Origin of the sequence: Amycolatopsis sp. NPDC057786 (assembly GCF_042797905.1) — a bacterium.
GTDB lineage: Bacteria > Actinomycetota > Actinomycetes > Mycobacteriales > Pseudonocardiaceae > Amycolatopsis.
This window is the reverse complement of sequence record NZ_JBHVKW010000174.1, coordinates 1-8,805: the sequence shown is the minus strand read 5'-3', so window position 1 is coordinate 8,805 and position 8,805 is coordinate 1. Positions and strand designations below refer to the sequence as shown.

Below are 8,805 nucleotides of genomic sequence, written 5' to 3'. Positions count from 1 at the left end.
CGGCCGCGAAGTACATGAAGGCCCCCTTCCTTGCGCCAGGCGCAAGGAAGGGGGCCTTCATGTACTTCGCCAGGACAAGCCCGAGGACTATCCCTACATCGGGCGCAGCAGGTCGTCCGCGTCCACGATCCGGTACGCGTACCCCTGTTCCGCCAGGAACCGCTGCCGGTGCGCCGCGTACTCCGTGTCGACGGTGTCCCGCGAGACGACCGAGTAGAAATGCGCCTGCCGCCCGTCGCCCTTGGGCCGCAACAGCCGTCCGAGCCGCTGCGCCTCTTCCTGCCGCGAGCCGAACGTCCCGGAGATCTGGATCGCGACCGAAGCCTCCGGCAGGTCGATCGAGAAGTTCGCGACCTTCGAAACGACCAGCGTCCTGATCTCACCGCGCCGGAACGCGTCGAACAGTTCCTCGCGTTCCTTGTTCCGTGTCGCGCCCTGGATCACCGGAGCGTCGAGTTCGTCGCCGATCATCTCCAGCTGGTCGAGATAGGCCCCGATGACCAGGGTCGGCTCGCCGGGATGCCGGTCCACCAGCGATTTGATCACCTTGGTCTTGGTATCCGCGGTCGCCGCCAGTTTGTACCGCTCCTCGGCCTCGGCCGTCGCGTACGCGAGCCTCTCGGCGTCGGTCAGCGTCACCCGGACCTCGGTGCATTCCGCCGGCGCGATCCAGCCCTGCGCCTCGATGTCGCGCCACGGGACGTCGTAGCGCTTCGGGCCGATCAGGGAGAACACGTCGCCCTCGCGCCCGTCCTCGCGCACCAGGGTCGCGGTCAGCCCGAGCCGACGCCGCGACTGCAGGTCCGCGGTCATCCGGAAGACCGGCGCGGGCAGCAGGTGGACCTCGTCGTAGACGACCAGGCCCCAGTCCCGCGAATCGAACAGGTCCAGATGCCTGTACTCGCCCTTGGTCTTGCGCGTGACCACCTGGTACGTCGCGATGGTGACCGGCCGGATCTCCTTCTTCTCTCCGGAGTATTCGCCGATCTCCTCCTCGGTGAGCGAGGTCCGCGCGACCAGCTCGCGCTTCCACTGCCGTCCGGCGACGGTGTTCGTCACCAGGATCAGCGTGGTCGCCTTCGCGTGCGCCATGGCCGCGGCGCCGACCAGCGTCTTGCCCGCGCCGCACGGCAGCACGACGACGCCGGATCCGCCCGCCCAGAACGCCTCGGCGGCCTTGCGCTGGTAGTCGCGCAGTTCCCAGTCGACCTCGGCGAGGTCGATCGGGTGCGCCTCGCCGTCGACGTAGCCGGCGAGGTCCTCCGCGGGCCAGCCGACCTTCAACAGCGCCTGCTTGAGCCGTCCGCGTTCGGACGGGTGCACGATGACGGTGTCCTCGTCGATGCGGGCGCCCAGCATCGGACTGATCTTCTTGTGCCGGAGGATCTCCTCCAGTACCGCGCGGTCGATGGTCGACATCACCAGGCCGTGCGCCGGGTGGTTCGCGATCTGCAACCGCCCGAATCGCCCCATCGTGTCCACGATGTCGATGAGCAGCGGCTGGGGGACGGGGAAGCGTGAGTAGGTCGTCAGCGCGTCGACGACCTGTTCGGCGTCGTGGCCCGCCGCGCGGGCGTTCCACAACGCCAGTGGCGTGATCCGGTAGGTGTGGACGTGCTCGGGCGCGCGTTCCAGTTCGGCGAACGGCGCGATGGCGATCCGCGCGTCGTCGGCCTGGCTGTTGTCGACCTCGAGGAGCACGGTCTTGTCGGATTGGACGATCAGCGGGCCATCGGTCACATCGTCCTTTATACGTTCCGGCCACACCGGCTCCCGCCGCGGCACCGCTGGTGGAAGGATATGCGGCAGGTGACTGGAGGGGACCTTGACGACTACACCGACCGGCGGGACACCCGAGTACGACCCGTTCGACGCGCCCGCGCCACTGCCCCCGATGCCCGAGGCGGTACCGCCGACACCGTTCCCCAAGCCGCCGCCGCTGAGTGTGCTGGCCAAGGCCTCGATCGTGCTGGGCGTCGTGGCCGCGCTGGGCCTGGGGAGCCTGGTCGCCTTCGGGATCTCGCAGTCGAGCCGGTTCACCAAGGTCGAGGCGGGCAAATGCCTGTACCTGACCGACGAGGCGGGCGGCAAGCAGAGCTATACGACGGCCAGCTGCTCGTCGAATCGCGCGACCTTCCGCGTCGACGAGGTGCGGACGGGCTCGTCGAGCTGCCGTAGCGCCGACTACATCCAGTTCGAGCTGTACGGGGGTTCGTCGAGCAAGAGGGCGGAGAAGACGCTCTGCCTCGCGCTGAACGTCGAGAGCGGGGACTGCCTGCGCGACGTCGTGCACGAGACGCGGATCGCGAAGGTCCGCTGCAGCGACATCAGCGCGGAGGCTCGGGTGGTCGTGAAGCGGGGATCGTCGGAGGAAGCCTGTTCGTCGGACGACACCGCCCTGCACTACAGCGGACCGCCCGAGCGCACCGTGTGTCTCAGGCCGACCGGGGAGAACATCTAGGGGCGCGCCACCATCGACTGCACGTCGAGCCGCGCGCCGACCATGCCGGAGTTGTGCATCAGGTCGGCGACGCGTTGCAGCCGGATGCCGTTGAGGGACACCGGGTACGTCCCGAGCGAGATCAGCGACGCCGTGGTCCGGTCGATGTCGGAGAACGACGGCAGCGCGTCGCGGACGACGGCCGGGTCGGCCGCCCGCACCTGTGCTTCGCCGAGCACCTCGCGGAAGACCGCGAGCGTGCGGGCGTTGGCCTGCCCGAAGGCTCCGGTCGAAACGTAGGACGACATCGGGAAGTCCAGTGTCGCGCCGCGGGCGCCGTCGGCGAGGATGCTCGCCCCGAGCTCTTTTTCGGCCCTGGTGATGTACGGCTCGACCATCCACGCGGCATCCACCTCGCCCGCCTGCAAGGCCTGGGGCATCCGGTCGAACGGGTGCTGCTTGAACTGGATCCGGTTCGCGTCGACGCCCGCGGTCGCCAGTACCGAGCGGGCCGCCAGCACGCCGACGTCGTCGAGCATGTTCACCGCGATCTTCGGTGACTTCTTGAGCGTCGGCTCGGTGTAGTCGGAGCCGGGGAGTGTGACGAGCGCCATGGTGTTGCGGCCGGCGGTGTACGCCTCGCCCTGCAACTGGAGCGCGGTCCCGGCCGCCGAGGCGCGGAAGATGGACACGTCGCTCGCGAAAGCCAGGTCGATCTCTCCCGCGGAGAGTTTGCCGATCGCCTGGTCGGCGGGAACTTCGACGAGGGTCACGGACAGGCCGGCCGCGGTGAATTTCCCGTCGGCGACGGCGACCCGCAGGGGTGCCGTGTCGATGGGGCTCCCGACGCCGATGCGCAGTTCCGTCCGTTCGAGTGGCGCGTCGGTGTTTGCGTCACCACCGGAAAACACTCCGCAACCGGCGGTCGCCAGCAGTGCCGCTACCAGCGGAATCGCCAAGACGCGCATCTTCGTCACCGCTCACCTACCGAGAGAATGTGCTCCTGCTGCTGGATCGTATGGTCCGTGCCCCATACGATCGCCTGCGGGAGGCGCCCGACGGCGCGGCTTTCGATCGTTCTCGAACCTTGTTACTCTACAGTAGGTTCGGGCTCTCGTCCCCGATGTCAGCCATGGGAAAGGGTCCCGTGGTGGGAAAAGGAAACCAGGTGGCCCGTCGCGACAAGCGTCCCCGTGGGGGCGACGCGGCGGAACGGCATCCTCGTGTCGGCGGACGCTGGCGGCTCCGGAACTGGCACCTGCGTACCAAACTCTTCGTGGTACTCCTGATTCCCGCCCTCGCGGTGGTCGCCCTCGTCGGGCTCCGGGTCAACTCCGACCTCCGGGACGCGAGGCAGCTGGCCGAGTTCGCCACCCGCGGCCGCGTCGACAGCACCGTCGCCGAGGCCGTGCACCAGCTCCAGCGCGAACGAGATCTCACCGTCCGGTTCGTCGCGGGCGATCGCAAGGGCGACGTTTCCGAACTGACCGAGCAGCGCAAACGCGTCGACGAGGCCATCGGCACCTTCGACCGCACGCTCGGCGAGAGCAAGAGCAGGCTCGGCGGCAAGACCGCGACCAGCCTGCAGCAGACCAGCGACCGGCTGCGCGTGCTGACCGGCCTTCGCTTTTCCGCGGAACATTCCGCCTTTCCCGCCGACGCGGTGCTGCGCTCCTACAGCGACCTGATCTCCGGTCTTCTCGACATCAGCGATTCCACCGCCGCCGACGTGTCCGACCCGGATCTGGGGAAGCTCCGGCTCGCGGGCAACGCGCTCGCGCGGGTCAAGGACCAGATGTCGGTCAAACGCGCGATCATGGCGGCCGCGCTCGCGGAGGGCGGCCTCAACCGGGACCGGACCCGCGCGCTGCTCGGCGCGGAGGCCGAACTCGCCGCCGCCCGCAACGACTACCGCACGTTCGCGACCCCCGAACAGCAGCGGATGTACGACGACACGGTCATCGGCCTGATCGTCGACATCGGCAACGACATGGTCGAATCGGCGCTCATCCGCGCGGAGAACGATCAGGGGCTCGGCGGGCTGGATCCGAACCAGTGGGACACCTCGGCCACGTACACGGTGAATCTGGCCCACCAGGTGCAGCAGGCGTTGCTCGTCCAGCTTCAGGAGCGCACCGACTCCCTCGCGGCACAGGCGAGGACGTCCGCGATCTGGGACGGCGGCATCGTGCTCGGCGTGCTGGTCGTCGCCGGGGTGCTCTCGGTGATCATCGCGCGTTCGCTGTTGCGGCCACTGAGGATCCTGCGCCGCAGTGCGCTCCAGGTCGCCGAACACCAGCTGCCGGCGGCCGTCGAGGGTCTGCTCAGCGACCCCGAACCGCAGCCGGAGAACCTGCGGCGGCGACTGGCCGTCGCGCCGGTCCCGGTGTTCAGCCGCGAGGAACTCGGCCAGGTGGCGCGCGCGTTCGACGCGGTGCACGGCGAGGCCGTCCGGCTCGCCGGGGAGCAGGCCATGCTGCGGGAGAACATCAACGCGATGTTCGTGAACCTGTCGCAGCGGAGCCAGGATCTCGTCGAACGACAGCTGTCCGTCCTGGACCGGATGGAAGCGGACGAACAGGATCCCGACACACTCGCCGGGCTGTTCGAACTCGACCACCTCGCGACCCGGATGCGCCGCAACAGCGAGAACCTGCTGGTGCTGTCCGGAACCGACGTCGTCCGTGAGGACGGAGGCGCCGTCGTCGCCGACGAGATCATCGGCGCCGCGCTCTCGGAGGTCGAGCACTACCAGCGGATCGAACTCGGCCCGGCGCCGCGGATCGCGGTCCGCGGCGAGGCCGTCAACGATCTCGTGCACGTGGTCTCCGAGTTGCTGGAGAACGCGACCCGCTATTCGGATCAGAGCACGATGGTGCAGGTCGAGGGGCACGAGACCGATCGCGGGGAATGGCAGATCGAGATCACCGACCACGGCGCCGGGATGCCGCAGGCGGAGATCGACCGGACCAACGCGCGGCTGGCGAACCCGCCGGACGTCGACGTCGAGGTCTCCCGGCGGATGGGCCTGTTCGTGGTCGCGACGCTGGCGATCCGGCACCAGATCGACGTCCGCCTCCGGTCCGCCGACGGCGGCGGGATCACCGCGGTGGTCGTCGTGCCCGCCGAGCTCATCGTCGAAGCGCCCCGGCCCGCCCCGCTGCCGGAACCCGTGCCCGTCACCGTCGTCGTCCCGGAGCCGGAACCCGAGCCGCCACTGGAAGTCCCGCCGCTGCCCGAGCCGGAGGAGAGCGCCGAGGAGTCGCGGTTCGCGCCCGTGCTGGACCCCGGCCCGCTGCGGCGCGCTCCCGTCGTCGAGCGCGAGACCCAGCCGGAATGGCCGTCTTCGGACGACGACGCCGTCAACCATCTGGAGCTGGATTCGCCGACCGAGCGGATGCCCAAGTACCAGAGCGTGCTTTCGCAGTGGTTCGACCACGGCGGCCCGCGCGAAGGGCCATCGCCGGCGGAACCCGGCCCGCCTTCCTTGCCTTCGTTCGAGCCGGTCAAGAACGCTGTGCCCGAGGAACCCGCGCGGGATCCGGACGAGCCGACCGAACCGACGCTGAAGCCGCTGGAGCCGAAGGAAAAGGAGCCGGAGCCGGCTTGGCCGACGCCCGCCGAACTGGAACAGGAGGACGGCGCGGAGGAGACCTGGCCGGTGCTGCCCGCCGTCGTTCCCGAGGCCCGGTCGCAGGACGACAGGCCGGAGAAGCCGCGAGGGGAGAGGCCGATACTCTCACTTTCCCCCGAAGCGGTCCGCGAACGGATGACCAGCCTGCAAGGCGGATTCCGGCGCGGTCGCCACGCCAGGGGTGACGACAACCCCTCGGCATAAGCGAATTGGAAGGTCCATGAGTTCGAAAACCGGCCTGCTGGAAGTGATCGCGCTGACCGCGGTGGACGCGGAGCGCGCGCAGGAGGGCGGGGCCGATCGCCTCGAACTGGTCAGCGACATGGCCAGCGACGGGCTCACGCCGTCGGTCGGAACGCTGCGCGACGTGCTCGGAGCCACCGACCTCCCGGTGCGGGTCATGCTGCGCGACAACATGTCCTTCGCCGCCGGTGATCTCGACGGGCTGCGTGCGGACGCGATGCGCCTGATCGACGCGGGCGCACGGGAGTTCGTCTTCGGTTTCCTGGACCTGGAAAGCGAAATCGACGTCGAAGCCTGCGAGGCGCTGGTGAAGGAACTCGACGGGCTGCCGTGGACCTTCCACCGCGCCATCGACCGCGCGCGGGATCCGTTGCGCGCCTACGACCAGTTGACCGGCCTCGGCTGTGACACGGTGCTCGCGGCCGGGCATCCGCACGGCGTCGCGCACGGGCTTTCGGTGCTGCAGCGGCTCGCCCGGCGTGAGGACGGGCCTCGGCTGCTGGTCGGCGGCGGCCTGCGGGCGCAGCAGGTGCATCTGCTGCGCGCGGGCGGGATCGGCGCGTTCCACGTCGGCGGCGCGGTCCGTCCTGGCGGCTGGGAGTCCGATGTGGACGTCGCCGCCGTTCGCGAGTGGGCGGCGCTGGTCAAGGAGTAGGCCGTGAACACCGGGTCAGGTCCAGACCACACACGGTGATACGAGGTTGCATCTTCAACTATCCGGTGCGGACGAGATAGCGTGTGCCCATGGCTACCCGCACCGTACGTGACGCGACCAGGGAACTGCTGCGCGATCTGGGCCTGACCACCGTTTTCGGCAATCCCGGCACGACCGAGATCGCCTTCCTGACGGAATGGCCCGACGACTTCACCTACGTGCTCGCGCTCCACGAGGCGTCCGTCGTCGCGATGGCCGACGGGTACGCCCGCGCGAGCAGGCAGGCGGCGTTGGTGAACCTCCACTCCGCCGGCGGGGTCGGCCACGCGCTCGGGCATATCTTCACCGCGTACCGCAACAACGCCCCGCTGATCATCCTGGCCGGCCAGCAGACCAGGTCGCTGCTGCCGGACGATCCGTTCCTCGGCGCCGTCGAGGCGGCGAACTTCCCCAAGCCGTACGTGAAGTGGAGCTGCGAGCCCGCCAGGGCCGAGGACGTCCCGGCGGCGCTGGCCAGGGCGTACCACATCGCGACGCAGGCGCCCATGGGTCCGGTGTTCGTCTCGGTGCCGGTGGACGACTGGGACGTAGAGACCTCGAAGCCGGTCGTCTCCCGGCCGCGGATCCCCGGTTTCGCGCCCGATCCGTCCGCTTTGGACGAACTGGTGGCGGCATTGGACGCAGCCGAACGCCCGGCGATCGTGGTCGGCCCCGGGATCGACGGGGAAGGCGCCGTGCCGGACGTCGTCGAACTGGCCGAGAAGGTCGGCGCCGGGGTCTGGGCGCCGCCGATGGGAGCGCGCTGCTCCTTCCCCGAGGACCACCCGCAGTTCTTCGGATTCCTGCAGCCGGAACGGAAAGCGCTCGCGAGCGCGCTGACCGAGCACGATCTCGTGGTCGTCATCGGTGCCCCGGCGTTCACCTACCACGTGTACCGGGGCGAGTCGGAAACCGCGCTGCCGCCGCTGTTCCTGGTCAGCGACGACGAGCAGATCCTCGCCAGGGCAGCGGAAGGCACCGGCATCCGCGCGACGCCGAAGCTCGCGATCCGCGCGCTGCTGGATCGCGCCGCGCCGCGGGAAGCGCCGAAACCCCGTACCAGGCTGGAAAAGCCCGCCGCGGTCACGCCGATCACCCCGGCTTTCGCCTACTCGGTGATCTCGGAAGTCCTGCCGGACGACGCGATCGTCGTCGAAGAAACCCCGAGCCACCGCAACGAACTGCACGACCACCTGCCGATCAAGGCCACCGACACCGGCTTCCTCACCGTCGCCAGCGGCACCCTTGGCTATGGCCTCCCGGCCGCCGTGGGTGCCGCGCTGGCCCGCCCGGACCGCAAGGTCGTCGCGATCCTCGGTGACGGGTCGAGCATGTACTGCGTCCAGGCACTGTGGACGGCGGCGCAGCACAACCTGCCGGTGACGTTCGTGATCTTCGACAACTCGCAGTACGCCGCCGTGCGCATCCTCGGCGAAGCGGCGGGCGGCGAGAAGGTGCCGGGCGTCGACCTCGGCGGCATCGATTTCCCCGCGCTGGCGAAGAGTCTGGGGCTGCGGACGTCGGTCGTCGAGAAGGCCGAGGACCTCAAGCCGACGCTGGAGGCCGCGCTGCCGGACGAGCGGCCGCATCTGGTGCACGTCCGCATCGACGCGAACCCGCGCACGCTGTACTGAGGTTGCTGAAGGACGCTTTCCCCGCATGTGATGCGGGGAAAGCGCCCTTCAGCGCGTCGGATGCGGGGAAAGTCCCCTTCAGCCGTGCCGCCCACTGTGCCGCCGCCGCATCGCCCCCGGTACATGAAGGCCCCCTTCCTTGCGCCAGGCGCAAGGAAGG

General features: G+C 69.5%; 6 protein-coding genes. 4 read left to right on the top strand and 2 right to left on the bottom strand.

Going from position 1 to position 8,805, the window contains the following annotated elements; genetic code table 11:
- Positions 1–93: 93 nt before the first annotated feature.
- Positions 94–1,740, bottom strand: coding sequence for a DNA repair helicase XPB (locus ACFVM3_RS41155; RefSeq protein ID WP_378445243.1), 1,647 nt, complete (start codon positions 1,738–1,740; stop codon positions 94–96).
- A gap of 85 nt (positions 1,741–1,825) precedes the next feature.
- Here ACFVM3_RS41155 and ACFVM3_RS41150 point away from each other — a divergent pair, with 85 nt between their 5' ends.
- Entirely contained in the window at positions 1,826–2,461 is a 636-nt protein-coding gene (locus ACFVM3_RS41150; RefSeq protein WP_378445241.1) for a hypothetical protein, read from the top strand.
- Here the strand turns inward: ACFVM3_RS41150 and ACFVM3_RS41145 are convergent.
- Complete coding sequence (locus tag ACFVM3_RS41145; RefSeq protein ID WP_378445239.1) at positions 2,458–3,417, bottom strand: ABC transporter substrate-binding protein; 960 nt, start codon at positions 3,415–3,417, stop codon at positions 2,458–2,460. The genes ACFVM3_RS41150 and ACFVM3_RS41145 overlap by 4 nt on opposite strands.
- A gap of 191 nt (positions 3,418–3,608) precedes the next feature.
- Here ACFVM3_RS41145 and ACFVM3_RS41140 point away from each other — a divergent pair, with 191 nt between their 5' ends.
- From ACFVM3_RS41140 to mdlC, 3 genes are all read left to right on the top strand, one after another.
- A complete protein-coding gene (locus ACFVM3_RS41140) occupies positions 3,609–6,278 on the top strand; it encodes a nitrate- and nitrite sensing domain-containing protein (RefSeq protein WP_378445237.1) in 2,670 nt (889 codons plus the stop codon).
- Between the two features lie 16 nt (positions 6,279–6,294).
- Positions 6,295–6,972, top strand: a complete 678-nt coding sequence (locus tag ACFVM3_RS41135) for a copper homeostasis protein CutC (protein ID WP_378445235.1) — start codon at positions 6,295–6,297, stop codon at positions 6,970–6,972.
- Positions 6,973–7,061: 89 nt separating this feature from the next.
- Positions 7,062–8,645 (top strand): benzoylformate decarboxylase, encoded by a 1,584-nt coding sequence (mdlC, locus tag ACFVM3_RS41130; protein ID WP_378445233.1) that lies wholly within the window; start codon positions 7,062–7,064, stop codon positions 8,643–8,645.
- Positions 8,646–8,805 lie beyond the last annotated feature (160 nt).

Excerpts from the sequence above, each read along its gene's own strand:
- ACFVM3_RS41135 (WP_378445235.1), top strand. The coding sequence starts at position 6,295 with ATGAGTTCGAAAACCGGCCTGCTGGAAGTGATCGCGCTGACCGCGGTG.
- mdlC (WP_378445233.1), top strand. The coding sequence starts at position 7,062 with ATGGCTACCCGCACCGTACGTGACGCGACCAGGGAACTGCTGCGCGAT.